This is a genomic window from Bacillus sp. LR--39, assembly GCF_053613335.1.
The window spans coordinates 1-772 of record NZ_JBSIOT010000723.1; the positions used below are offsets into that span (position 1 = coordinate 1).

The following is a 772-nucleotide window of genomic DNA, read 5'->3' on the forward strand; positions in this document are numbered from 1 at the left end:
ATAGAGTTTCTCTTCTTTTATTTGTTCTTTACTTGGTTCAAGCAGTAGCGACATGAGTTTCCCTCCAATTTTTCACGATAGACTGGAACAATTTAAGACCGTCGGCGCTTCCAAGCAGTTCATCGACCGCGCGCTCAGGATGAGGCATCATGCCTAATACGTTGCCTTTCTCATTCACGACACCGGCAATGTCGCTTACACTTCCATTAATATTAGAGCCGTATGTGAAAGCAATTTGATTGTTTTCCTTTAATGTTGCAAGCGTCTCGTCATCACAGTAGAAATTCCCTTCACCATGGGCAACCGGGATTGTAATCGATTCTCCCTTTTCGTAGGAAGCTGTGAATAAGGTTTCATCGTTCTGAACAATCAATTCAACCGGACGGCAAATGAACTTCAGATCTTTGTTGCGTCTCATTGCGCCTGGCAGCAGCCCAAGCTCCTGTAAAATCTGGAATCCGTTACAGACGCCAAGAACAGGTTTTCCTTCAGCCGCTGCTTGTTTGACAGCTGGCATAATATTCGCAAATCGGGCGATGGCGCCGCATCTTAAGTAATCGCCGTAAGAAAATCCTCCCGGAATTAACACGCCGTCGAAGCCGTCAAGACTTGTTTCCTCATGCCAGACGTATTCCACTTCATGGCCGAGCTCATCCTTTACAGCATGATACATATCGATATCACAGTTGGAGCCGGGTAACACAATCACCGCAAATTTCACTGTGCGACTACCTCCTCAACCTCGTATCTGTAATCTTCAATTACTGTGTTC

The 772-nt window shown here is 45.7% G+C and carries 1 protein-coding gene; it reads right to left on the reverse strand.

Annotated features, from left to right (window positions below; translation table 11 throughout):
• Positions 1-37 precede the first annotated feature (37 nt).
• On the reverse strand, positions 38-721 hold the full coding sequence (purQ, locus tag ACWHAR_RS26110; RefSeq protein ID WP_452088302.1) for a phosphoribosylformylglycinamidine synthase subunit PurQ: 684 nt from the start codon (positions 719-721) through the stop codon (positions 38-40).
• Positions 722-772 lie beyond the last annotated feature (51 nt).